The sequence below is a fragment of the Streptomyces sp. NPDC050085 genome (assembly GCF_044460595.1).
Lineage (GTDB): Bacteria > Actinomycetota > Actinomycetes > Streptomycetales > Streptomycetaceae > Streptomyces.
Map to the genome: position 1 here is coordinate 34,931 of NZ_JBITJZ010000014.1, position 22,843 is coordinate 57,773.

The window sequence follows — 22,843 nt, forward strand, 5'->3', positions numbered from 1 at the left end:
CTCATCAAGAGGGCACCCACCATGTACAAGCTGTTCTTCAACCTCGTCTTCAAGCGCATGGACCCCGAGAAGGCCCACTACCTGGCCTTCCGCTGGATCCGCCTCGCGGCCCGCACCCCCGTCCTGCGCACCTTCGTGGCGGCCGCTCTCGCGCCGCGCTACAAGGAGCTGCGTACGGAAGCCCTCGGTCTCCGTATGCACGGTCCCTTCGGTCTCGCCGCCGGCTTCGACAAGAACGCCATCGCGATCGACGGCATGGCGATGCTCGGCTTCGACCACATCGAGATCGGCACCGTCACGGGCGAGCCGCAGCCCGGCAACCCGAAGAAGCGCCTCTTCCGGCTCGTCCCGGACCGCGCCCTGATCAACCGCATGGGCTTCAACAACGAGGGCTCGCTGGCCGTCGCCGCGCGCCTGGCCTCCCGCAACCCCGTCATCAGGACCACGGTCGGCGTGAACATCGGCAAGACCAAGGTCGTGCCCGAGGCGGAAGCCGTCGGGGACTACGTGAAGTCCACCGAGCGCCTCGCCGCCTTCGCGGACTACCTCGTGGTGAACGTCTCCTCGCCGAACACGCCGGGCCTGCGCAACCTCCAGGCCACGGAGGCGCTGCGCCCGCTGCTCACCGCGGTGCGCGAGGCCGCCGACCGCACCGTGCGCTCCCGCCGCGTCCCGCTCCTCGTGAAGATCGCGCCCGACCTCGCCGACGAGGACATCGACGCGGTCGCCGACCTGGCCGTCGAGCTCGGCCTGGACGGCATCATCGCCACGAACACGACGATCTCCCGCGAGGGTCTGACGACGCGCGGCGACGTCGTGAACGAGACCGGTGGCTTGTCCGGCGCGCCCCTCAAGGAACGCTCCCTGGAGGTCCTCAGGCGCCTCTACGCGCGCGTGGGGGACCAGATCACCCTCGTGGGCGTCGGCGGCATCGAGAACGCCGAGGACGCCTGGCAGCGCATCCTCGCCGGCGCCACGCTCATCCAGGGCTACTCGGCCTTCATCTACGAGGGCCCGTTCTACGCCCGCGCGATCCACAAGGGGCTCGCCGCCCGTCTCCGTACGAGCCCGTACGCCACCCTCGCCGACGCGATCGGCGCCGACGTCAGGAAGAAGGCCAACGCCGCATGACTGTCCTCGAACCCTTCGGTGCCCGCCTGCGCCGCGTCATGGACGAGCGCGGCCCGCTCTGCGTCGGCATCGACCCGCACGCCGCCCTGCTGTCCTCCTGGGGCCTGAACGACGACATCGCCGGCCTGGAGTCCTTCACGCGCACGACGGTCGAGGCCCTGGCCGACACCGTCGCCGTGGTGAAGCCCCAGTCGGCGTTCTTCGAGCGCTTCGGCTCGCGCGGCATCGCCGTCCTGGAGCAGGCCGTCGCCGATCTGCGCGCCGCGGGCACCCTCGTCGTCATGGACGCCAAGCGCGGCGACATCGGCTCGACCATGGCCGCGTACGCGGAGACCTTCCTGCACAAGGACTCCCCGCTGTTCTCGGACGCGCTGACCGTGTCGCCGTACCTCGGCTACGGATCGCTGAAGCCCGCCGTGGACCTCGCCCGCGAGTCCGGCGCCGGCCTCTTCGTGCTCGCGCTCACCTCCAACCCCGAGGGCGGCGAGGTGCAACACGCGGTGCGCGAGGACGGGAAGAACATCGGCGCGACGATGCTGGCGCACCTGGCGGCCGAGAACGCGGGGGAGACCCCGATGGGCTCCTTCGGCGCGGTCGTCGGCGCGACCCTCGGTGACCTCTCCTCGTACGAGCTCGACATCAACGGTCCGCTCCTCGCGCCCGGCATCGGCGCGCAGGGCGCCACGGCCGCCGATCTCCCGTCGGTGTTCGGCGCGGCCGTGCGCAACGTCGTACCGAACGTGAGCCGCGGCGTCCTGAAGGCGGGTCCGTCCGTCTCCGCGCTCAAGGACGCCGCCGTGCGGTTCGCGGACGAGGTCCGTGAGGCAGTCGCTGACGCGTGAGAAGTGCCGCCCAGGGGTGGCACTCCGTGCCGACCTTGGGCCCCGCGTCCGAATCCTGACCGATTTAGCGGTCGTTTTGTCCGTAATGTATGGCTCGACAGAGGCTGACCAGGACTTTTCCGCTGTTCTCGCTGACTCAGAGGCCCTTGGCCGCTAGTCTCCGTCGAGAGCCAACGGGTGAACGCAGGCAAGCGCGTTGCTCGTTGCTCACCAGGTGTGGGGCGACTAGGTTCCTCACCGGTCCGTATCCGACAGTTCGACATCCGAGGTGACGTAGGCGTGGCTCTTCCGCCCCTTACCCCTGAACAGCGCGCAGCCGCGCTCGAAAAGGCCGCCGCGGCTCGCCGGGAGCGGGCCGAGGTCAAGAATCGACTCAAGCACTCCGGCGCCTCCCTTCACGAGGTCATCAAGCAGGGCCAGGAGAACGACGTCATCGGAAAGATGAAGGTCTCCGCCCTCCTCGAGTCCCTGCCGGGCGTGGGCAAGGTCCGCGCCAAGCAGATCATGGAGCGCCTCGGGATCTCCGAATCCCGCCGGGTGCGCGGTCTTGGTTCCAACCAGATCGCCTCCCTGGAGCGCGAGTTCGGCAGCACCGGAGCCTGAGCGCCACTGACCGGCCCGAGGGCTGGTCCGGGCACTCCGGAACAACTGGAATAATCGCTGCATGAGTGAACGTCCGCGGCTGACCGTGCTCTCCGGCCCCTCTGGAGTCGGCAAGAGCACGGTCGTCGCTCATATGCGCAAGGAACACCCCGAGGTCTGGCTCTCGGTGTCGGCGACGACCCGCAAGCCGCGCCCGGGCGAGAAGCACGGAGTCCAGTACTTCTTCGTCACCGACGAGGAGATGGACAAGCTGATCGCCAACGGCGAGCTGCTCGAGTGGGCCGAGTTCGCGGGAAACCGCTACGGCACCCCGCGCCGCGCCGTGCTGGAGCGCCTCGACCGGGGCGAGCCCGTGCTCCTCGAGATCGACCTCCAGGGTGCTCGCCTGGTCCGCGAGTCGATGCCCGAGGCTCAGCTGGTCTTCCTCGCACCGCCGAGCTGGGACGAGCTGGTCCGCCGGCTCACCGGGCGCGGCACCGAGGCCCCCGAGGTCATCGAGCGCAGGCTCGACGCGGCCAAGGTGGAACTGGCGGCCGAGTCCGAGTTCGACACGACCCTGGTCAATACCTCCGTCGAGGACGTGGCGCGTGAGCTGCTAGCCTTGATGAAGGTTCTTTGATCTTCACCCTTTTTTGATCTTTACCCCAGTCGGAACCGGTCCCGGTCCCGGCCCCCATCGGAAGGCAGAGAGTGTCCTCTTCCATCACCGCGCCCGAGGGCATCATCAACCCGCCGATTGATGAGCTGCTCGAAGCCACCGACTCGAAGTACAGCCTGGTCATCTACGCCGCCAAGCGCGCGCGTCAGATCAACGCGTACTACTCGCAGCTCGGTGAGGGCCTGCTCGAGTACGTCGGCCCGCTGGTGGACACGCACGTCCACGAGAAGCCGCTCTCGATCGCCCTTCGTGAGATCAACGCGGGTCTGCTGACGTCCGAGGCCATCGAGGGCCCGGCGCAGTAACACTCGTCGTATCACTGAAGTACACGTCACCACAGGCCCGGCAGTGCTGCTGCCGGGCCTGTGGTGTGTCATGGAGTCGTACGTTTTCTGGTCGTACGTTTTCGAATCAGGGGAGAGCCGGTGTCGTCGAAGCCCAAGGTCGTACTGGGAGTCAGCGGTGGGATCGCCGCCTACAAGGCGTGCGAACTGCTGCGGCGGCTGACCGAGTCGGGCCACGACGTCCGCGTCGTCCCCACGGACTCGGCGCTGCACTTCGTCGGCGCCGCGACCTGGTCCGCGCTGTCCGGCAACCCGGTCTCCACCGAGGTCTGGGACTCCGTCCACGAGGTCCCGCACGTCCGCATCGGCCAGCACGCGGACGTCGTGGTCGTCGCCCCGGCCACCGCCGACATGCTCGCGAAGGCGGCCCACGGCCTCGCCGACGACCTCCTCACGAACACCCTCCTCACCGCCCGCTGTCCCGTCGTCTTCGCACCCGCGATGCACACCGAGATGTGGGAACACCCGGCGACGCAGGAGAACGTCGCGACGCTGCGCCACCGCGGCGCCCTCGTCATCGAGCCTGCGGTCGGCCGCCTCACGGGCGTCGACACCGGCAAGGGCCGCTTCCCGGACCCGGTCGAGATCTTCGAGTACGTCCGTCGGGTCCTCGCGCGCGGCTCCGTGGAGCCCGATCTCGCGGGCCGGCACGTCGTGGTCAGCGCCGGCGGCACCCGCGAGCCCCTCGACCCGGTCCGCTTCCTCGGCAACCGCTCCTCCGGCAAGCAGGGCTACGCACTGGCCCGCACGGCGGCGGCCCGCGGCGCGCGCGTCACGCTGTTGTCCGCGAACGCGGCGTTGCCCGACCCGGCGGGCGTCGACGTCGTCCACGTCGGCACGGCCGTGCAGCTGCGCGAGGCGGTCCTCAAGGCCGCGGCCGACGCCGACGCGGTCGTGATGGCCGCGGCGGTGGCCGACTTCCGGCCCGAGACGTACGCGACCGGAAAGATCAAGAAGAAGGACGGGCAGGACCCGGCGCCGGTCGCGCTCGTCCGCAACCCGGACATCCTCGCCGAGATCTCCGGGGACCGGCCGCGCGCAGGGCAGATCGTCGTCGGCTTCGCCGCCGAGACCGACGACGTGCTCGCCAACGGCCGCGCCAAACTCGCCCGCAAGGGCTGTGACCTGCTCGTCGTCAACGAGGTGGGGGAGCGCAAGACGTTCGGCGCGGAGGAGAACGAGGCCGTGATCCTGGGCGCCGACGGCAGCGAGACGCCGATCCCGTACGGCCCGAAGGAGGCACTCGCCGACCGGATCTGGGACGAGGTCGTGCGCCGCGTCACCGAGTGAAATTCCACGTTCGCCCCTTCGGGTGCCCCGAATCCCCGAAAACTTGGGAATTTCGGGCGCTCGGGCCCCTTCCGAAGACCGATCGTCGTATCGGAGAATGCGGTGTCGCAGGTCACAGCGCTCCCAAGTGGCGAGACGCGTGGTCCGGCGGCCGAGCACGACCGATAAACTGTTCTTGGATGTCGTCGGGCGCAGCCCCCGTCCCGTCCGTCAATGATCAGCCAGCAGCCGCTGCAACCACAGGGAGCGTTGTGTCCCGTCGCCTGTTCACCTCGGAGTCCGTGACCGAGGGCCACCCCGACAAGATCGCTGACCAGATCAGCGACACCATTCTCGACGCGCTGCTTCGCGAGGACCCGACGTCCCGCGTCGCCGTCGAGACGCTGATCACCACGGGCCTCGTGCACGTGGCCGGCGAGGTCACCACGAAGGCGTACGCGCCGATCGCGCAGCTCGTGCGCGAGAAGATCCTCGAGATCGGCTACGACTCGTCGAAGAAGGGATTCGACGGCGCTTCTTGTGGCGTCTCGGTCTCCATCGGCTCGCAGTCCCCCGACATCGCTCAGGGCGTCGACACGGCGTACGAGAAGCGCGTCGAGGGTGCCTCCCGCGGAGACGAAGGGGACGAGCTCGACAAGCAGGGCGCGGGCGACCAGGGCCTGATGTTCGGCTACGCGTGCGACGAGACCCCGGAGCTCATGCCGCTCCCGATCCACCTCGCGCACCGCCTGTCGCGCCGCCTGTCCGAGGTCCGCAAGAACGGCACGATCCCTTACCTCCGCCCGGACGGTAAGACCCAGGTCACCATCGAGTACGACGGTGACAAGGCGGTCCGCCTGGACACGGTCGTGGTCTCGTCCCAGCACGCCTCGGACATCGACCTGGACTCGCTCCTCGCCCCCGACATCCGGGAGTTCGTGGTCGAGCCCGAGCTGAAGGCGCTCCTCGACGACGGCATCAAGCTGGAGACCGAGGGCTACCGCCTGCTGGTCAACCCGACCGGTCGCTTCGAGATCGGCGGCCCGATGGGTGACGCGGGCCTGACCGGCCGCAAGATCATCATCGACACGTACGGTGGCTACGCCCGGCACGGCGGCGGCGCCTTCTCGGGCAAGGACCCGTCGAAGGTCGACCGCTCGGCCGCGTACGCGATGCGCTGGGTCGCCAAGAACGTCGTCGCGGCGGGCCTGGCGGCGCGCTGCGAGGTCCAGGTCGCCTACGCGATCGGCAAGGCCGAGCCGGTGGGTCTGTTCGTCGAGACCTTCGGTACGAACACGGTCGACACCGACAAGATCGAGGCCGCGATCTCCGAGGTCTTCGACCTCCGCCCGGCCGCGATCATCCGCGACCTCGACCTGCTCCGCCCGATCTACTCCCAGACGGCCGCCTACGGCCACTTCGGGCGCGCGCTGCCCGACTTCACGTGGGAGAAGACGGACCGCGTGGACGCGCTGCGGAAGGCTGCGGGCCTGTAAGTCCGCGCTTGGTGGTGCTTGTTGGGCCCGGTTCTCCTGAGGGAGGGCCGGGCCTGCGCGTTTCAGAGGTCCTCGGGCCCCGCGGCCGAGGGAGCACCGTTGGGGTGGGCGCCGAACGGTGAGCCCCCGAAGCGGCGGCGGATGTCGTCCGCGGCCACGGCGTCCTTGGACTCGACGGCCTGGGCCACCAGGTCGACCAGCAAGGGCACGTCCTCGTCGCTGGGCGCGAAGCCGCTGCGCCGGAGGAAGTGCGCGAACACGTCGGCCGGTGACGGCTCGGGCGGCTCGGGTTCGGGTTCGACCGGCACGTCGGGGTCAGGCACGTAGGTCGGTGCGAAGGCCTCGGGCACCAAGTAGCGGAAGTGCTCGTCCACGTCGGTGTCGTTGGCCGCCGAGGCCAGTTTGGCCAGCAGGCCGATGTCCTTGACGGTTTTCTCCACGTGGTCGTCGTTCTTGGCGAGCCACCACACGACCGCACTGCCGGTGCTCTGCAGGACGTCGCCCCCGAGGTAGGCGCGCTTGTTCTGTTCGTACTTGCGTTGGTGTTCCCAGACCGCTTCGTCCTTGCGGATGGCGGCCAGCTGGTCGAGGCGCAGTTGGTCGGCCTCGGAGAGCGTGAGTTCGACGTCGATGGCCATGGCGAGGACATGTCCCTCGCGAACGGGTTCCATCAAGGCGAGGAAGCCGCTGAGTTCGTGCTGTGCCAGTGGGGCACGGTGCGGCTCCATGGTGGCCGTGATCGTGGAGGCCCGCTGCAGGACCGCTTCCACGGCCAGGGCGCTGGGGTTGATGAGGACGGCTCCCGCTGAGGGATCCGCAGGGCACCAGCGGACATTGGCGGTGAACTGGAAGTCGTAGTCGGGGGTGTTGCTCTGCAACGGGACGCGCTGGATGCGGACCTCGCGGCGCTCGACCGGGGGCGTCGGGCGCTGCGGCAACATGTGGTCGGGGAACGGTTCTCGCAGTGCCGATCGCCGGGTGAGGGCCACCGTCGTCGCTCCGGCGGCGAGCAGCACCGCCATGGCCCCGATCCACGTCCACACCGGCCAGCGGAACCAGAGGCCGAGGATGAGCACGAGCAAGGCGCCGATGACGCTGAAGAATACGGACACGGTCTTCTGACCTGAACTCATGTGGGCGACACCTCCGGTTCGCGGGCCCGTGCGGAGAATGCCGCGCTCTGGGCCTCGTTGATCGCACGCAGCAGCCGCGCGGCGAGAGCAGGGGACGTGGCTCGCCGGGACTCCGCGTACAGACGGGAGACGACCGGATACCGCGACACCGACGCGTCGACGAGGATCTTCAGCGCGGCGTCGGTGAGGCGGGTGTTCTGGGCGTCGTCTGCACGGAGCAGCCAGGCGCGTGCTGCCGGTGCCCATTCCTGGGGGTCCGGCAGTTCGAACACCCGCTGCCAGCACGTGGTCAACCACTCCCGGGGAGAGCGCTGCGTCAGGAAGCCCGTCGGCAGTTCCGGGAGTTGGAGGAACAGGCGAGCGTCGGGACGGTGGTGTTCGGAGTTCCGGCTGGTGGCCAGCCGGAAGAGGAAGCGGCGCTGGACCCCCGCGTCCTGGTCGACGAAGCGCAAGAGGCCCCGCGTCGCGACCCCCGGCGGATTCGGCTCCCTGCGGGCGAGGTGGTGCAGCCGGACGAGCGCTGCGTCGGGGTGGTGGATCGACAGGACCTTCTCGCAGACCTCGACCAGGACCTCGCGCAGCAGATCCGTCGGGTGGCCCAGGCTCCACAGGTACATATGGTGTTGGAACGCCCGGCCGTGCTCTTCGTCGAGGACGCAGTGCTTGAGGGACTCGGCCGCTGCCGTGACGTCGGTCGTGCGGGGGGCTCCGTCTGCGGTCCACCGCTCGATCTGCCGGATGATCACCTTGGTCTCGCCGGTGGACAGGTGGAGCGCGGTGAAGCGGCCGACCATCCGAGCACGGACCTCGGCGGTCAGGGCCGGGCTCCGGAGCGTGGCGCAGATCCACTCGCGCAGGGGCTCCCGGAAGTGCGGAAGGTTGGCCCAGAAGTATCGCAACGTGGCCTCGGCGAAGTCGCGTTGCTCGAATCGCACACGGCCCTCGGGCGTCAGTCGCGCATGCAGTGGCTCCAGGCGCTCGGTCAGTCCCGCCTGCTCCAGTACGGGGCGGCTGTCGTCGGCCGAGCCGACCCTGCGCAGCAGGAGCGTCGCTGCCCCGTGAACTGCTTGGGCCGGGGCGTCATCGAGGAGTGCCGTGGCCAGGAGGAGGGCACGCTGCCGCCCTTCTTGCAGGCCGGGTACCAGACGGTCGAGTTCGGCTCTGTGGTCCCCCTGGGTCGCGAGTGCGGCCCGCAGCCAGTCGTCGAACGTGCCGGAGCCGGACCTGGCAGCCCGGGCCTCGGCAATCCGGCCGGCGAGCCGAGCCAGGTCCTCCATCGCAGGGTGCAGGTCCAGGTACGCCTGCGTCTGCTCCGACAGCGGCGTCCACAGGCTGTCGTCGAGGCCGCGGCTGCGCAGATGCCGGAAGAGCGCCTCCTTCTCGTCAGGGCGGTCGATGGTGGTCCTGACGAACTCGCTGGGAAGGTCGTACGCGATGTTCTGGGGAAGCACGACGGCCAGGAACGCGTACTTGTGCAGGAGTTCGTGGCGGAAGCCGGACAGCTCATGGCGTACGGCCTGCCAGAGGTGCTCGTCGGCGGTCGACAGGTCGAGCAGCATGCGGTCCCTGATGCCGATGAGAGCGGTGGACAGGCAGGGTCCCTCGCCGACCTCTGGGCTGAGTTCGTGATATGTCCCACGGTCCGACGGGAGTTCGCAGAGCAGGACGCGTGCGGCGGCGCTGCGGCCGCAGCCCGGTGGGCCGTCCAGGAACACCGTGCGCTGCGACGCGAGGGTGTCGTAGGCGGCGTTCATCCCCTTGGGGCGTGCGAACTGTTGCCTCAGACGCTCGAGTTGGTCCTCAGCCACGCGGCGGGGCGTGGCGGCAGACGGTCCCAACAGCGATGAGGAGAAGTAGGCGGGGGAGGAGGGGAAGAACGTGTTGTACGTGTCGCCGCTCATCGACGGTCGTCGTCCTTGCGGCCGAAGGTGTGGTGGTTGGTGTTGTCACCCTCGGCGTAACTCGCGCCGTCACCGGACTGGTTGACGGTGCGGTGAGCAGGTCCGATGTGGATGCCGTTGTGGTGGGGGCTGTTGCTGTTGAGGTCGCCGTTCACTGAGCCTGCCTGGATCTGCGACCCGCTGTTGTCTCCCGTGATCGTGTTCGTGGTGCTTCCGGGGGCGGGCGACTCGGACTTCGTCCGATCCGCGTCGCACGCTGCGAGTTGCGGGACAAGGGTGGCCAGCGCGTCCCCGATGCGCTTGAGGTCATGCGCGTTGGACTGGTGGTCGTACCGCAGTGTCTGGCAGTCGGTCAGATGGGCCATCGGGGCCGGAAGCTGGTCCCGGGACGGCCGTTCCGTCTTGCGTCCGAGCAGGATGGGGAGAACGCGGATGCCGCATTCGAAGGCCTCGAGTATCTCTTTGCGCACCCAGTCGGAGGGGTTCTGCAGCCGGGGGTCGTCGGCCCAACCCGGGCCGATGAGAGCCAGGAGGACACCGCTGCGCCGAACTCCTTCGAGGAGGGACGTGTCGAAACGCGCACCTGGCGCGATGTCCTTGCTCGCGCGGAAGACCCGGTCGGCGCCGAACCTGGCCGACAGAGCGCTCTCGAGGGTGGCGGAGAACTGTTCCCCGTCACCGGTGCGGTAGTTGATGAAGATGTCGTGCATGACCCAATCTCCTTCTGGGCGTGGGGGAGTCGGACCCGTCGCACGGACGGCGCCGGGGTGGTGTGCGTCAGGGGTTCGTCAGAGAGGATCGGCGGGAGCCGCCGCGGCGAGTTGTGGTGCGATCGCACGGTGGGCGGGGTGGCGGTGGTACCGGGACAGCGTTCGCTTCAGCCGGTGCACGTCCAGCGCGACGGTGGCGGACTGGACGGCGGACACGGACGGCAGGAGCGAGGCCGTGTACGCGCAGGCCGCATCGATGTCGCCCGCCAGAGCGTGGGCCAGGGCACGACGTGCGCCGTAACGGGCGAGGGTGCGCAGCGCTGACGCGGGCACCAGGGCGAGCTCGCGATCCAGTACGCGGGCGGCGGCTCGCGGTTGCCCGAGATCGAGCAGGCACCACCCTGTGATCATGGAGGCGGGATCGGCAAGATGGGAGGTGCCGAGGAGCGTGGCGGAGGCATGGCCGACCGATTGAGCGGCCTCGACGGCCAGCAGAGAGTGGGCCGTGTCCAGGTCGCGCATGCAGGCGCTGTGGTCACCGGCCAAGGCGTGTCCCTGCGCGGCCCGTTGGGCGGCCAGACCGCGAATCCTCGGAGGAAGGCGACCGTCTCGTGCCTGCCGGACGAGAGCAACGGTGTCTTTTGCCTCTCCTCGGTAGTACGTGATCAGGGCACGGCGTACGAGTGCGTAGGCAGCCAGGTCGTGGTCGTCGCCCGCCGAGGCGAGTTCCACGGCATGCTCCGTCCAGCGGAGGGCGGCATCGTCGTCCCCGGCTTCCTGGGCCATCCAGCCGGTGAACTCGGCGAATCGCGCAGCTGCCCGGAAGAGTTCCTGTCTCGTGCGGCCCTTTCCGCCGAGCGCCAGTGTCGTCACGGACCGCGTCTGTTCGGCGAGCGGGGAGAGCAGCACCGCGGGCGGCACCACCTGCCCCATGCGCCGGAAGTCCGCAAGGAGCGAGAGCATGATCTCCGGGAGCGACGCCGGGGACGGCAGGTCGTCCGGACCGGGCGCGCCGGACGCCAGGGGCGCTGTGGCGAAGGAAAGGGCGGAAGCCGCGCCAATGGTGAGGACTCCGCGTCGGGACGGGGGCGGCTCGACCGGCACCAGCGCACTCAGGCGCCCGCCCGCGCCGAGGGCTGCGTCGCAGAGCCTCGCGAACTCGGCGGTGGCCCGCTTCCGCCCCGTCTCGACCTTGCTGATCTGGCTCTTGCTGTAGTGCACCGAAGCGGAGAAGTCCGTGAGCGTCCGCCCCGCGGCCAGGCGTAATCGGCGCAGTTCGGCCCCGAACCCAGGTGCCTGCTCCAGCATGGTCCCCCCTCATGCCCGACACCGGCCGTGCGCTCCCGGGTGTCTGTCGTTGCCAGCCAGCGTCGGCTCCGGCGATGACACGAGCAAGGCCGCGGCCGGTGTTTCCCGTTTCCAGTTGAGATACCGGGCCGGGGCACGACGCGCTGCCCGCGCATCGCGCGGCGTCCGGATCATGGGCGGATTTGGCTGGACGGGCGGTGTTGCGACGGCGGAGGACGCGTGGTGAGGCCGCCGGGTGCGGTGATCTCACTCCCGCCCCGTTGTCAGTCCCCTCTGGTAGGAATGCACCTGTGAGCAGCGAGAACGACGACGCCGAGTCGCCCGGTGGTGGCGAGCCGGAACAGCTTGCGTTGATTCGGGAGAGTGTGCGCAGGGCGAAGGTGCCGCGGGCCAAGCCGCGGACGTGGCGGGGGGCGCCGCTGGCCAAGGAGTTGCCGGTCGCGCGGGTGCTTGTCGACAAGGGCGTGCTGCATCTCGACCGGTACTTCGAGTACGCGGTGCCGGAGGAGTTGGATGACGTCGCCCGGCCCGGGGTGCGCGTGCGGGTGCGGTTCGGGGCCGGGAGCAAGAATGTGCGGGACGGGCGGCGCGAGGGTGGTGGGCTGATCGACGGGTTTCTCGTCGAGCGGGTCGCCGAGGCCGAGTATCAGGGGCCGTTGGCCGCGATCGCGCAGGTCGTGTCGCCCGAGGTGGTGCTCGACGGGGAGTTGCTGGGGCTGACCCGGGCCGTTGCCGATCGGTATGCGGGGAGTCTCGCGGACGTGTTGCAGCTGGCCGTTCCGCCGCGGCACGCGAAGGCCGAGGAGCGGGAGTTCCCGGCGCCGCCCGCGCCGCCTGCCGTGCCCGATCCCGGGTCGTGGCGCAGATATGAGCGCGGGGCCGATTTCGTGGCCTCGTTGGCGTCCGGCGGGGCGCCGCGTGCCGTGTGGACCGCGTTGCCCGGGCCCGAGTGGGCCGAGGAGCTCGCGCTGGCCGTGCAGGCGACCCTGGCGTCGGGGCGCGGGGCGCTGGTCGTCGTGCCGACCGTGCGGCTCGCGGCGCGGGTCGACGAAGCCTTCCGGCGGGTGCTCGGGGACGGGCAGCACGCGCTGCTGACCGCCGATGCCGGGCAGCAGCGGCGGTACTCGGAGTGGCTCGCCGTGCGGCGGGGGGCCGTGCGGGCCGTGGTGGGGACGCGGGCCGCCATGTTCGCTCCCGTACGGGATCTGGGACTCGTCGTGGTGTGGGACGACGGGGACGCGCACCACAGTGATGACAATGCGCCGTTCCCGCATGTGCGGGAGGTGCTCGAGCTGCGGGCCGCTCGGGACAAGTGCGGCTTTCTGCTGGGGAGTTGGAGCTGCACGGTCGAGGCCGCGCAGCTGGTGCGCAGTGGGTGGGCCGCCGCTGTCGCCGCGCCGCGGGACGGGGTGCGGCGGGCCGCTCCGCTCGTGCGGACCGTGGGGGATCTCGATGTCGCACGGGACGAGGCCGCCCGCGCCGCCCGGCTGCCGAGCATCGCCTGGGACGTGGCGCGGACCGCGCTGCGCGACGGGCCCGTGCTGGTCCAGGTGCCGCGGCGCGGGTACGTGCCGAGGCTGGCCTGTCAGCAGTGCCGGGAGCCCGCCCGCTGCCGGCAGTGCGCCGGGCCGCTCGAGGCCCGGGAAGCCACCGGCGTGCTGGCCTGTGGCTGGTGCGGGGTGCAAGAGGCCCACTGGCAGTGCGGTACGTGCGGAGGGGTGCGGCTGCGGGCCCAGGTCGTCGGGGCGCGGCGCACCGCCGAGGAGTTGGGGCGGGCCTTTCCCGCCGTGCCGGTGCGGACCTCCGGGCGTGAGCAGGTGCTCGACACCGTCTCCGGTGCGCCCGCGCTCGTCGTGAGCACGCCCGGCGCCGAGCCCGTCGCCGAGGGCGGGTACGCGGCCGCACTGCTGCTCGACGGCTGGGCCATGCTCGGGCGGCCCGACCTGCGGGCGGGCGAGGACGCGCTGCGCCGCTGGATCGGCGCGGCCGCCCTGGTGCGGCCCCAGGAGGCGGGCGGCACCGTGGTCATCATGGCCGAGCCGACGCTGCGACCCGTACAGGCGCTGGTGCGCTGGGACCCGGTGGGGCACGCGGTGCGCGAGCTCGCGGACCGGGCCGAGTTGGGTTTCCCCCCGGTCTCCCGGATGGCGTCGGTGAGCGGGGCCCCGGAGGCGCTCAGCGGTTTCCTCGGTGCGGTCCAACTGCCCGCGGACGCCGAGGTGTTGGGCCCGGTTCCGGTGCCCGATGCCGTGCCGGGGGCAGGGCGGCGGGCGTCGGCGGCCCCGCCCGGTGAGCAGTGGGAGCGGGTGCTGGTGCGCGTGCCCCCGGGCAGTGGCGCGGCGCTGGCGGGTGCCCTGAAGCAGGCGCAGGCCGCACGCATGGCGCGCGGGGGGAACGAGCCGGTGCGTGTTCGGGTGGATCCGCTCGACATCGGGTGACCCGGGGTCAGCCCAGTCTGACGGCGGAGCGTCAACATGCCGCTGCCTGCCCGTACATCAAGCCGCTGCCTCCCCGTACATGACGTACGGGGAGGCAGCGGACGGGGTGACGGGCTCAGCCGTTGCGCGGGCCGGGGAAGGCGCCGGGGCGTGCCTCGTCGCGCAGGCCGGGGCTGCCCGCGGTCGGCTGGGTCGGCATGGAGCGGGCCGCGGGCACCGACGGCAGCGGACCCGCACCGAGCGGGACGGGCGGGCGCGCCGGCGCGGGCAGGGGCGTGGAAGCGGTGTCGGTGGCGCGCTCGGCGTCGGCCGCCGCCTGCGCGGCCGCCCTGCGGGCCCCGTACCGGCGGTGCACCGCCTGCTTGGTCACCCCGAGCGCGGAACCCACCGCGTCCCACGAGAAACCCAGCGAACGATCGAAGTCCACGGCGGCGGTCACCAGGGTCTCGACGCTGTCCCGCAGCTCCTGGGCGAGACGGACGGTCGGGGCGGGCGCCCTGCCGTAGACGACGAACCCCGCGGAGGGACCGGAGCGGCGCGGACGGTAGACATTGCCGAGCTGTGCGGTGAGGGTGCGCAGTGCGTCCACCTGCCGCCGGACCCGCTCGATGTCCCGCACCAGAAGGTGCAGACTGGCCCGTGCCTGGGCGTCGTGGGTTGCGTGGTCGGCCATGTACAAGCCTCTCGAACCGGCGATGAAAAGGATGGGGCCGCGCTCGCGTCAAGTGACAACCGCCGGGGGCGGTCGGGTGATTGCGGCCCGTTGACTGGTCAACTCTTTCTTGACCAACGCGCCATTCAGTGAGGGGTCACGCTGTTCGGGCGTATCCGCATATGCGCAGGGCGCGCGTTGAAGCGTGCGCCCCATGCAGGCCCGACGCCTGTCGATGTGTGCCCGACATGCGTGCCCGACAGCGGGGCGCCATAGACTGGTGCGCTGCCCGTGACCCTGCCCCGAGAGGCCGTTAGCCACTGATGAAGCTCGTCTTCGCCGGCACCCCCGAGGTCGCCGTACCCGCTCTGGACGCCCTGATCGCCTCCGACAAGCACGAGGTCGCCGCGGTCGTCACCCGGCCCGATGCCCCCGCGGGGCGCGGCCGCCGCCTCGTCGCGAGCCCGGTCGCGGAGCGGGCCGAGGAGGCCGGCATCGAGGTGCTGAAGCCCGCCAAGCCGCGTGACGAGGAGTTCCTCGCCCGGCTGCGGGAGATCGGCCCGGACTGCTGCCCGGTCGTCGCCTACGGAGCACTGCTGCCCAAGGTCGCGCTCGACGTGCCGGCCCGCGGCTGGGTCAATCTGCACTTCTCACTGCTGCCCGCCTGGCGCGGGGCCGCTCCCGTGCAGCACGCGGTCATGGCGGGGGACGAGATCACCGGTGCCTCCACCTTCCTCATCGAGGAGGGGCTGGACTCGGGCCCGGTGTACGGCACCGTCACCGAGGCCGTGCGGTCCACCGACACCAGCGGTGACCTGCTGACCCGGCTCGCGTTCGCGGGTGCGGGGCTGCTCGTCGCCACGATGGACGGGATCGAGGACGGCTCCCTGCAGGCCGTGCCGCAGCCCGCCGACGGGGTCTCGCTCGCCCCGAAGATCCAGGTCGAGGACGCCCGGATCGACTGGTCGGCGCCCGCGCTGCGCGTCGACCGCGTGGTCCGCGGCTGCACGCCCGCGCCCGGCGCGTGGACCGAGTTCCGCGGCGAGCGCCTGAAGGTGCGCACGGCCGTGCTCGCGCCGGACCGCACGGACCTGGCGCCGGGCGAGCTGGGCGTCGGCAAGAAGAACCTGTACGTCGGCACGGGCTCGCACGCCGTGGAGCTGCTGTGGGTCCAGGCCCAGGGCAAGAAGCCGATGGCCGCCGCCGACTGGGCGCGCGGCGTGCGGATCGCGTCCGGCGAGCGCCTGGGCTGAGAGCCTGGGTCGGCCCGTACGGGGGCGGGGTCGTACGCTGGGAGGGTTCACCTCGGCGTACGACCTGTGCGTAGCGCCCGTACGATCCCACCAGCGGAGCACCTTTGAACGACCAGCCGGCCCCGTCGCAGTCCAACCGTCGCCCCCGTAAGCCGGGCAAGCCCCATCGCCGTCCGCAGAAGGACCCCGTCCGCATCCTCGCCTTCCAGGCGCTGCGCGCGGTCGACGAGCGGGACGCGTACGCGAACCTCGTGCTGCCGCCGCTGCTGCGCAAGGCCCGTGAGAAGGGCGACTTCGACGGGCGTGACGCCGCGCTCGCGACCGAACTCGTCTACGGGACGCTGCGCCGCCAGGGCACGTACGACGCGATCGTGGCGGCCTGCATCGACCGGCCGCTGCGCGAGGTCGATCCGCCGGTGCTCGACGTGCTCAACCTCGGTGTCCACCAGCTGCTCGGCACCCGGATCCCGACGCACGCCGCCGTCTCCGCGTCGGTGGAGCTGGCGCGGGTCGTGCTCGGCGACGGGCGGGCCAAGTTCGTCAACGCCGTGCTGCGCAAGGTCTCGCAAGCCGATCTCGACACCTGGGTGGAGAAGGTCGCGCCGCCGTACGACGAGGACCCCGAGGATCACCTGGCCGTCGTGCATTCGCATCCGCGATGGGTCGTGTCGGCGCTCTGGGACTCGCTCGGCGGGGGCCGTGCCGGGATCGAGGACCTGCTCGAGGCCGACAACGAGCGGCCCGAGGTGACGCTCGTGGCGCGCCCCGGGCGGACCACGGCGGACGCCGTACTGGCCGAGGTCGGCGAGGAGTCCGGGCTGCCCGGGCGCTGGTCCCCGTACGCGGTCCGGCTTGCGGAGGGCGGGGAGCCGGGGTCCTTCGACGTCGTGAAGTCGGGGCGCGCCGGCGTGCAGGACGAAGGCAGCCAGCTGGTTGCCCTTGCGCTTGCGAACGCTCCGGTCGAGGGATCCGACACGAAGTGGCTCGACGGGTGCGCCGGCCCCGGCGGCAAGGCCGCGATGCTGGCCGGGCTCGCCGCCCAGCGCGGCGCGACGCTCCTCGCCTCCGAGAAGCAGCCGCACCGCGCCGGGCTCGTCGCCAAGGCGCTCGACGGGAACCCCGGTCCTTACCAGGTGATCGCCGCGGACGGGACGCGTCCGCCGTGGCGGCCCGGCACCTTCGACCGGATCCTGATGGACGTGCCCTGTACGGGACTTGGCGCCCTGCGCCGTCGTCCCGAGGCCCGCTGGCGGCGCCGACCCGAGGACCTGGACGGCTTCGCCCCGCTCCAACGGACCTTGCTGCGCAGGGCACTTGAGTCCGTGCGCGTCGGCGGCGTCGTCGGATACGCGACGTGCTCCCCGCACCTGGCCGAGACCCGGGCCGTCGTCGACGACGTGCTCAAGGGGCACGACGGGGCCGAACTCATCGACGCGCGCCCGCTGTTGGAGGGCGTCCCGGCGCTCGGCGACGGCCCCGACGTACAGCTGTGGCCCCATCTGCACGGTACGGACGCGATGTACCTGGCGCTGATCCGGCGTACCGCCTGACCAACCGTCAGCCCAGGGCGTGGAACTCGCGGACCACGTCCGGCAGCGCCCTGAGCACCGTCGTGCTGTGGTCGGCGTCCTTCCCGACGTCGGTGAGCCGGTACGTGGCCCCTGCCGCGGCCAGCCGGCTCCCGCAGTAGGCGGAGTGCGCGACCGGGACGTCCCGGTCGCCGGTGGCGTGGAAGAGGTGCACGGGGACGTCGGGGCGCCAGTCGCAGGCGGTGTCCAACGCCCTCAGCCTGCGCCGCAGTTCACCCGTGGGGTGGCGCACCGACCGGAGGAACTCCTCGGTGAACAGCTCCTTCGACGTCGCGGGCAGCGCCTCGGCGATCTGGGCGCCCGTGTGGTTGCCGTCGAAGAGCGTCTCGATCCGGTCGGCGTACGGGGCCCGGAACGCCTGCTCGGGGCTGTCGTAGAGGCCGTACAGGCGGTTCCACGCGGTCGTGAAGTAGGCCAGGTAGAGCGGCGAGCGGTCGAGGCGGTCGGCCGCCGCGGCGGCCTCGAAGGCGCTCAGGTGGAAGGGTCCCGCGACGGTGGTCAGGGCCGCCGGGCGGAAGAACGGGTCGGCGCCCTCCTGGAGCGCCCGGCCCACCAGCATCGTCGCGGGCCCGCCCTGCGAGAACCCGGCGACGGCCACGTCCGGGCGCAGCGCGCGGCCCTCGCCGCGGACGAACGCGCGCGTGGCCCGCAGCGCGTCCACCGAGGCGGTGACCGTCGCGCCCGGGTCCCCGTACGGGTGGAGTCCCGGGCCGGTGCCCAGGCCGAGGTAGTCGGGGGCCGACACCGCGAAGCCCGACGAGGCGAACAGCAGGGCCGTCGCGCGGTCGGCCGACGCGTCGTTGACGGAGGCCACCTCGCCGCGGAACACCTCCGTGCCGTGCAGCCAGGACACCGCGCGCAGGGTGCGCGCGCTGTTCTCGGGCACGGCCACCAGGGCGCTGGCGGTCGTCGGGCGGCCCTGCGGGTCGACCGTGCGATAGACGATGCGATGAGCGCGTACGCCGTGCCGCACCTGGCCCGCGTACGGCTCGATGCCCGCCTGTTGGAGGAGTGCCGCGACGTCGCGCGCCGACAGGTCGGCGACCTGCGTCGCCGAGACCACCGAGCCGCGGGCCGTGGCGGGGTTGGCGACGGACCCGGTGAGGGTGTGCGGGGCGTCGGCGTGCCCCGTGCCGGTCAGTACGGTCGCGGCGCACGCCAGGGCGAGGGCGCCGGCCGCGGTGAGTCGTGTGGGTAACCGCTTCAAGGTCATGAAGGGACTCTGCCCGTGCGGGGCCCGCCGGGGCATTGGGGCTGCCCCCCTGATCGATCATGGGGCAGCCCCCCACCCTCAACTACCGCTGGCCACAAGGGGGTTGCGGTACTCACTCGGCGGGCGGCTCCGGCCGTGCGGCCAGGGCGCCGGGCCACCAGACACGCGGTCCCACGTCCAGGAACAGCGCGGTCACCAGCACCGAGCGCACGATGAACGTGTCCAGGAGCACGCCGAGCCCCACCGCGAAGCCGAGCTCCGCGAACGCCACCATCGGCAGCGTGCCGAGCGCCGCGAACGTGCCCGCCAGGACCAGACCCGCCGACGTGATCACCGCACCGGTCGCGGCCAGACCCGTGACGACACCCGGCCGGGTGCCCTGCCGGGCGGCCTCCTCGCGGATGCGGGTCGTCAGGAAGATGTTGTAGTCGATGCCGAGCGCCACCAGGAACACGAAGACGAACAGCGGGAAGTCCGTCGACTCGCCCGCGTAGTCGAAGAGATGGCGGAAGGCGAGCGCGCTCACGCCGAGCGCCGCCGCGAACGACAGGACGACCGTCCCGATCAGCAGCAGGGGCGCGATCAGGGAGCGCAGCAGCAGCCCCAGGATCAGCAGGACGACGACCAGGACGAGCGGGATCACCAGCTTGTTGTCGTGCGCCGTCGCCCGGTCCATGTCGAGGAGGACCGCGGGCCCGCCGCCCACCGCGGCGTCCGCGCCCGGCACCGCGTGCACCGCGTCGCGCACCCGTTGCACCGTGTCGCGCGCCGCCTGGCTGTCGGACGGGGCGGTGGTCGTCGCCTCGATCAGGACCTGACCGTCGTGCTCGGCGGCCGTGCCCGGCGGGGTGCCGATGCCCTGCCGCACGACGCCGTCGGTCGCGGCGACCGCGTCCTTGACCCTCGCGCCCTGCGCCCGGTTCGCGACGATGACGAGCGGGTCGCCGGAGCCCGCCGGGAAGTACTTCGCCGAGACCTCCTGCCCGGCGATCGAGTCCGGCTTGCCCGTGAACGAGTCGGCGTTGCTGATGCCCTCCGCGCGCAGCTGCATCAGGCCGAGGGAGAACGCCGCGAGCGCCACCGCCGTCACGCCCCACACCAGCCGCGGGCGGCGCGCGATGCGGCGGCCTGTGCGTGCCCAGACGCCGCGCTCGGTCGGTTCGGGCGAGCCCATGTGCGGGATCACCGGCCAGAAGATCCAGCGCCCGAAGACCACCAGGAGGGCCGGGAACAGCGTCACCATGGCGAGCAGGCCGATCGCGACGCCGATGGCGGCGACCGGGCCGAGCCCCCGCGTCGAGTTCATGTCGGCGGTGAGCAGCACCAGCATGCTGAGCACCACGGTCGCGCCGGACGCCAGGACCGCGGGGCCCGCCCGGTGCAGGGCGAGCGCCATCGCCTCGTGCCGGTCCTCGTGCCGGCGCAGCTCCTCCCGGTAGCGGGCGACCAGCAGCAGGGCGTAGTCCGTCCCCGCGCCGAACACGAGGACGGTCAGGATTCCCGCGCTCTGCCCGTTCACCGTCAGGCCCGCGTGCCTGGCCAGCAGATAGATCAGCGCCTGCGCGGTGAACAGCGCGGCCACCACGCTCAGCACCGGCACCAGCAGCAGCGTAGGACTGCGGTACGTGAACAGCAGGATCACGATCACGATGCCGAGCGCGGACAGCAACAGGGTGGAGTCGATGCCCTCGAACGCCTTGGAGAAGTCGGCGGACGTGCCGCCGGGGCCGGTGATGTGGACGGAAAGCCCGTCCGCGGACCTGCCCGTCCGGTCCCGGATCGAGTCGACCGCGGGCGCGATCTGCTCCCAGCCCTTGGCGTCCATCGTCACCGGTACGTAGATCTGCGCCGCCGACGGCCGGTCCGCCTTGTCGAAGTCGGGCCCACGCGTCTCCTTGCCGCGCAGACCGTGCTCGCTGAGCTGCTTGATCTCCGCCACGTCCGCGGTGATCCGGGCCCGGTCCGCCGCGGTCAGGCCGCCCTCGCGCGCGTAGATCACGATCGCGGGGATGGTCTCCGGCCTGAAGTCCTTGGACACGTCGAGGACTTGGGTCGACTCGGCCGATCCCGGCAGCCAGGACTGCGCGTCGTTGTCCTGCGCGTCCGTGAGCTTCTGGGCGAGTGGCGCCGCTCCCACCAGGATCACCAACCACAGCAGCAGCACCAGCCACTTGCTGCGCCGCCCGCACACCAGCCGCGCCACCCCGCGACCCCGGCCCGGTTCAGTGGTCCGGACATCGGTCCGTACGTCCGCCATGGCGCCCCCCGCTGCGTCGTGCGCGGTGTTGCTGTCGGCCAGCCGTGACCCGCTGTGGGCCCGCTGTGGGCCGCCAAGAATGGCACGGGAGGGCACGGCTCGGCATCGGTATCGCGTACTGGTCCAGACCGAGGCGGGCGACGGGCGCCGGGCATGGCAGGCTTGGGGCATGGCTCAGATCAACCCCAGCATCCTGTCCGCGGACTTCGCCCGCCTCGCCGACGAGGCCAGGGCCGTCGAAGGCGCCGACTGGCTCCATGTCGACGTCATGGACAACCACTTCGTCCCGAACCTCACCCTGGGGGTTCCGGTCGTAGAGTCGTTGGCGCGCGCGACGGACACCCCGCTGGACTGCCATCTGATGATCGAGGACCCCGATCGCTGGGCTCCGCAGTACGTCGAAGCGGGGGCCGGGTCCGTCACCTTCCACGCCGAGGCCGCGCACGCGCCGGTGCGTCTGGCGCGCGAGATCCGCGCCAAGGGCGCCCGTGCCTCCATGGCCCTCAAGCCGGCCACCCCGATCGAGCCGTACGAGGATTTGCTCCCCGAGCTCGACATGCTGCTGATCATGACCGTGGAGCCCGGCTTCGGCGGGCAGTCGTTCCTCGACATCATGCTGCCGAAGATCCGCCGGACCCGTGAGCTGATCGCCAAGCACGGCCTCGAGCTGTGGCTGCAGGTCGACGGCGGCGTCTCCGCGTCGACGATCGAGCGCTGCGCCGAGGCGGGCGCGGACGTCTTCGTCGCCGGTTCGGCGGTATACGGCGCGAAGGACCCGGTCGAGGCGGTACGTGCACTGCGCACGCAGGCCGAGAGCGCGACCGCGTCCGCCGCCTGGGCATGCGACCACTGAGCCACGGATACGTGAACGCCGTTCATCAGGGCTGATCAACGCCGCCGGATCTGCAAGGATGAACGGCGAATCCAGGTTGTGAACGTCAGTCTGTCGTGTGTGTCGTGTGAGTCGTGAAGAAGAGCAGTGAGGAGATCGCCGTGTCCGCATCATCGGCGGGACGGGCAGCCCTGCGGATGGGACCCGCGGAGCTGGTGCAGGCGGCGGCCATGGCCCGCCGCTTCTACCTCGAGGGCAAGTCCAAGATCCAGATCGCCGAGGAGTTCGGCGTGAGCCGCTTCAAGGTGGCCCGGGTCCTCGAGACCGCCCTGGAACGAGATCTCGTGCGCATCGAGATCCGGGTCCCGGCCGAGCTGGACGCCGAGCGCTCCGACGCGCTGCGCGCCCGCTACGGCCTGCGGCACGCGGTGGTCGTCGAGTCGCCGGCCGAGGCCGAGGAGTCGCCCGACCCCGAGAACCTCGGCGAGGTCGCCGCCGATCTGCTCGGTGAACTCGTCACCGAAGGCGATGTGCTCGGCCTCGCGTGGGGCCGCTCCACCATTCACATGGCCGCTGCCCTCGACCGGCTCCCGCCGTGCACCGTCGTGCAGTTGACCGGTGTGTACGACGCCGGGACCGCGGAGCGCGGATCCGTCGAGGCCGTGCGGCGTGCCGCGCAGGTCTCCGGCGGCGACGCCCACCCGATCTACGCGCCGATGCTGCTGCCGGACGAGGCCACCGCGGCCGCGCTGCGCAACCAGACCGGGATCGCCCGTGCCTTCGAGTACTTCGACAAGGTCACCGTGGCGTGCGTGTCGATCGGCTCGTGGGAGCCCGGCATCTCGACCGTGCACGACATGCTCAGCGACGAGGAGCGCGCGCACTATGCGTCCCTCGGTGTCGCGGCCGAGATGTCGGCCCATCTCTTCGACGCGCAGGGGCGTCGGGTGGGGCGGGATCTGGGGGAGCGGTGCATCACCGTCGAGGCGGATCGCCTCCGGCGGATACCGGAAGTCGTGGCCATCGCGGGTGGGCAGCGCAAGGCTGCTGCCATTGATGCGGTGCTGCGGTCGGGGCTGGTGACCAGCCTGGTCACTGATACGGCGGCGGCTGATTTCCTGTTGACCGCCGGGTCTACGCCTCGGCCTGCGCTTCAGCGGGCCGATCCCGACGACTGACCCCGCTCCTCACACGCCGGAGGGGCTTGATGTGCC

The 22,843-nt window shown here is 71.4% G+C and carries 19 protein-coding genes; 12 read left to right on the forward strand and 7 right to left on the reverse strand.

What is annotated here, in order from left to right:
* Nucleotides 1-21 precede the first annotated feature (21 nt).
* The 7 genes from ACIBUY_RS34850 (at nt 22) to metK (ending at nt 6,343) form a co-directional block, all read left to right on the forward strand.
* A complete protein-coding gene (locus tag ACIBUY_RS34850; RefSeq protein WP_399154841.1) occupies nt 22-1,131 on the forward strand; it encodes a quinone-dependent dihydroorotate dehydrogenase in 1,110 nt (369 codons plus the stop codon).
* On the forward strand, nt 1,128-1,973 hold the full coding sequence (pyrF, locus tag ACIBUY_RS34855) for an orotidine-5'-phosphate decarboxylase (protein WP_399154780.1): 846 nt from the start codon (nt 1,128-1,130) through the stop codon (nt 1,971-1,973). The genes ACIBUY_RS34850 and pyrF overlap by 4 nt, the downstream gene beginning before the upstream one ends.
* A 279-nt stretch (nt 1,974-2,252) precedes the next feature.
* The gene (locus ACIBUY_RS34860) at nt 2,253-2,576 is read left to right on the forward strand and encodes an integration host factor (protein WP_026246651.1); all 324 of its coding nucleotides are present in this window, start codon (nt 2,253-2,255) and stop codon (nt 2,574-2,576) included.
* 61 nt (nt 2,577-2,637) lie between these two features.
* A complete protein-coding gene (gene gmk / locus ACIBUY_RS34865; protein ID WP_365577647.1) occupies nt 2,638-3,195 on the forward strand; it encodes a guanylate kinase in 558 nt (185 codons plus the stop codon).
* 71 nt (nt 3,196-3,266) lie between these two features.
* The gene (gene rpoZ / locus ACIBUY_RS34870) at nt 3,267-3,539 is read left to right on the forward strand and encodes a DNA-directed RNA polymerase subunit omega (RefSeq protein ID WP_005319902.1); all 273 of its coding nucleotides are present in this window, start codon (nt 3,267-3,269) and stop codon (nt 3,537-3,539) included.
* A 120-nt stretch (nt 3,540-3,659) separates the two neighbouring features.
* The gene (gene coaBC, locus ACIBUY_RS34875; protein ID WP_365577644.1) at nt 3,660-4,868 is read left to right on the forward strand and encodes a bifunctional phosphopantothenoylcysteine decarboxylase/phosphopantothenate--cysteine ligase CoaBC; all 1,209 of its coding nucleotides are present in this window, start codon (nt 3,660-3,662) and stop codon (nt 4,866-4,868) included.
* A gap of 251 nt (nt 4,869-5,119) precedes the next feature.
* Complete coding sequence (metK, locus tag ACIBUY_RS34880) at nt 5,120-6,343, forward strand: methionine adenosyltransferase (protein WP_365577641.1); 1,224 nt, start codon at nt 5,120-5,122, stop codon at nt 6,341-6,343.
* 62 nt (nt 6,344-6,405) lie between these two features.
* Here the strand turns inward: metK and ACIBUY_RS34885 are convergent, their stop codons facing one another.
* The 4 genes from ACIBUY_RS34885 to ACIBUY_RS34900 form a co-directional block, all read right to left on the reverse strand.
* Entirely contained in the window at nt 6,406-7,455 is a 1,050-nt protein-coding gene (locus tag ACIBUY_RS34885) for a hypothetical protein (RefSeq protein WP_399154781.1), read from the reverse strand.
* 17 nt (nt 7,456-7,472) lie between these two features.
* A complete protein-coding gene (locus ACIBUY_RS34890; RefSeq protein ID WP_399154782.1) occupies nt 7,473-9,377 on the reverse strand; it encodes a hypothetical protein in 1,905 nt (634 codons plus the stop codon).
* Entirely contained in the window at nt 9,374-10,087 is a 714-nt protein-coding gene (locus ACIBUY_RS34895; RefSeq protein WP_399154783.1) for a toll/interleukin-1 receptor domain-containing protein, read from the reverse strand. Before ACIBUY_RS34895 ends, ACIBUY_RS34890 begins: the two co-directional genes overlap by 4 nt.
* A 78-nt stretch (nt 10,088-10,165) precedes the next feature.
* Nucleotides 10,166-11,395 carry a helix-turn-helix domain-containing protein gene (locus ACIBUY_RS34900; RefSeq protein ID WP_399154784.1) on the reverse strand — a complete coding sequence of 410 codons (1,230 nt, stop codon included), beginning with the start codon at nt 11,393-11,395 and terminating at the stop codon, nt 10,166-10,168.
* A gap of 290 nt (nt 11,396-11,685) precedes the next feature.
* Here ACIBUY_RS34900 and ACIBUY_RS34905 point away from each other — a divergent pair, with 290 nt between their 5' ends.
* Nucleotides 11,686-13,833, forward strand: a complete 2,148-nt coding sequence (locus tag ACIBUY_RS34905) for a primosomal protein N' (protein WP_365577638.1) — start codon at nt 11,686-11,688, stop codon at nt 13,831-13,833.
* 115 nt (nt 13,834-13,948) lie between these two features.
* Here the strand turns inward: ACIBUY_RS34905 and ACIBUY_RS34910 are convergent, their stop codons facing one another.
* Nucleotides 13,949-14,506, reverse strand: coding sequence for a hypothetical protein (locus tag ACIBUY_RS34910; RefSeq protein ID WP_365577635.1), 558 nt, complete (start codon nt 14,504-14,506; stop codon nt 13,949-13,951).
* A 302-nt stretch (nt 14,507-14,808) separates the two neighbouring features.
* On the opposite strand from ACIBUY_RS34910, the gene fmt reads away from it, so the two are divergent.
* Together fmt and ACIBUY_RS34920 are read left to right on the forward strand one after the other, a co-directional pair.
* Nucleotides 14,809-15,738 carry a methionyl-tRNA formyltransferase gene (fmt, locus tag ACIBUY_RS34915; protein ID WP_399154785.1) on the forward strand — a complete coding sequence of 310 codons (930 nt, stop codon included), beginning with the start codon at nt 14,809-14,811 and terminating at the stop codon, nt 15,736-15,738.
* 104 nt (nt 15,739-15,842) lie between these two features.
* Nucleotides 15,843-17,288: a transcription antitermination factor NusB gene (locus tag ACIBUY_RS34920; RefSeq protein WP_365577629.1), complete on the forward strand. Its 1,446-nt coding sequence runs from the start codon at nt 15,843-15,845 to the stop codon at nt 17,286-17,288.
* Nucleotides 17,289-17,295: 7 nt separating this feature from the next.
* On the opposite strand, the gene ACIBUY_RS34925 is transcribed toward ACIBUY_RS34920, so the two are convergent.
* Together ACIBUY_RS34925 and ACIBUY_RS34930 are read right to left on the reverse strand one after the other, a co-directional pair.
* Nucleotides 17,296-18,540 carry a hypothetical protein gene (locus tag ACIBUY_RS34925; RefSeq protein WP_399154786.1) on the reverse strand — a complete coding sequence of 415 codons (1,245 nt, stop codon included), beginning with the start codon at nt 18,538-18,540 and terminating at the stop codon, nt 17,296-17,298.
* A gap of 112 nt (nt 18,541-18,652) precedes the next feature.
* Nucleotides 18,653-20,797 (reverse strand): MMPL family transporter, encoded by a 2,145-nt coding sequence (locus ACIBUY_RS34930; protein ID WP_399154787.1) that lies wholly within the window; start codon nt 20,795-20,797, stop codon nt 18,653-18,655.
* A gap of 169 nt (nt 20,798-20,966) precedes the next feature.
* Here ACIBUY_RS34930 and rpe point away from each other — a divergent pair, with 169 nt between their 5' ends.
* Together rpe and ACIBUY_RS34940 are read left to right on the forward strand one after the other, a co-directional pair.
* Nucleotides 20,967-21,650 (forward strand): ribulose-phosphate 3-epimerase, encoded by a 684-nt coding sequence (rpe, locus tag ACIBUY_RS34935; RefSeq protein WP_365577621.1) that lies wholly within the window; start codon nt 20,967-20,969, stop codon nt 21,648-21,650.
* Between the two features lie 176 nt (nt 21,651-21,826).
* The gene (locus ACIBUY_RS34940) at nt 21,827-22,807 is read left to right on the forward strand and encodes a sugar-binding domain-containing protein (protein WP_365577695.1); all 981 of its coding nucleotides are present in this window, start codon (nt 21,827-21,829) and stop codon (nt 22,805-22,807) included.
* Nucleotides 22,808-22,843 lie beyond the last annotated feature (36 nt).

What these genes read in the sequence shown, in the direction of transcription:
- ACIBUY_RS34850 (WP_399154841.1), top strand. Translation starts at nt 22, where the DNA reads ATGTACAAGCTGTTCTTCAACCTCGTCTTCAAGCGCATGGACCCCGAG.
- pyrF (WP_399154780.1), top strand. Translation starts at nt 1,128, where the DNA reads ATGACTGTCCTCGAACCCTTCGGTGCCCGCCTGCGCCGCGTCATGGAC.
- gmk (WP_365577647.1), top strand. Translation starts at nt 2,638, where the DNA reads ATGAGTGAACGTCCGCGGCTGACCGTGCTCTCCGGCCCCTCTGGAGTC.
- ACIBUY_RS34890 (WP_399154782.1), bottom strand. Translation starts at nt 9,377, where the DNA reads ATGAGCGGCGACACGTACAACACGTTCTTCCCCTCCTCCCCCGCCTAC.
- ACIBUY_RS34895 (WP_399154783.1), bottom strand. Translation starts at nt 10,087, where the DNA reads ATGCACGACATCTTCATCAACTACCGCACCGGTGACGGGGAACAGTTC.
- ACIBUY_RS34900 (WP_399154784.1), bottom strand. Translation starts at nt 11,395, where the DNA reads ATGCTGGAGCAGGCACCTGGGTTCGGGGCCGAACTGCGCCGATTACGC.
- ACIBUY_RS34910 (WP_365577635.1), bottom strand. Translation starts at nt 14,506, where the DNA reads ATGGCCGACCACGCAACCCACGACGCCCAGGCACGGGCCAGTCTGCAC.
- fmt (WP_399154785.1), top strand. Translation starts at nt 14,809, where the DNA reads ATGAAGCTCGTCTTCGCCGGCACCCCCGAGGTCGCCGTACCCGCTCTG.
- ACIBUY_RS34925 (WP_399154786.1), bottom strand. Translation starts at nt 18,540, where the DNA reads ATGACCTTGAAGCGGTTACCCACACGACTCACCGCGGCCGGCGCCCTC.
- ACIBUY_RS34930 (WP_399154787.1), bottom strand. Translation starts at nt 20,797, where the DNA reads ATGGCGGACGTACGGACCGATGTCCGGACCACTGAACCGGGCCGGGGT.
- rpe (WP_365577621.1), top strand. Translation starts at nt 20,967, where the DNA reads ATGGCTCAGATCAACCCCAGCATCCTGTCCGCGGACTTCGCCCGCCTC.
- ACIBUY_RS34940 (WP_365577695.1), top strand. Translation starts at nt 21,827, where the DNA reads ATGGGACCCGCGGAGCTGGTGCAGGCGGCGGCCATGGCCCGCCGCTTC.